The organism is Pseudomonas sp. JV245A, from assembly GCF_032424515.1.
GTDB classification, from domain to species: Bacteria; Pseudomonadota; Gammaproteobacteria; order Pseudomonadales; family Pseudomonadaceae; genus Aquipseudomonas; species Aquipseudomonas protegens.
In genome coordinates this window covers 1-268 of sequence record NZ_VYKE01000641.1, presented here as the reverse complement: position 1 = coordinate 268, position 268 = coordinate 1, and the positions used below count along the sequence as shown (strand labels likewise).

Genomic DNA, 268 nt, shown 5'->3' with positions numbered 1-268 from the left:
TGCCCCTGTTACTGTGCAACCTGTCTGAGGAAGCTTCATGAATGTGTTGATCGTCCACGCCCACCCCGAACCGCAGTCCTTCACCGCCGCCTTGCGTGACCAGGCCCGCAGCACCCTGGAGGCCCAGGGGCACCAGGTACAGGTCAGCGATCTGTACGCGATGAACTGGAACCCGGTGGCCAGCGCCGCGGATTTTGCCTCCCGGGACAACCCGGACTACCTGGTGTATGCCCTGGAACAGCGCCTGGGGGTGAAGAACCAGAGCATT

1 protein-coding gene is annotated in these 268 nt (G+C 62.7%); it reads left to right on the top strand.

Annotation, left to right across the window (positions count from 1 at the left end; translation table 11 throughout):
- Window positions 1-37: 37 nt before the first annotated feature.
- A partial coding sequence (locus F6S12_RS33410) for an NAD(P)H-dependent oxidoreductase (protein ID WP_315870072.1) occupies window positions 38-268 on the top strand: 231 nt, incomplete at its 3' end.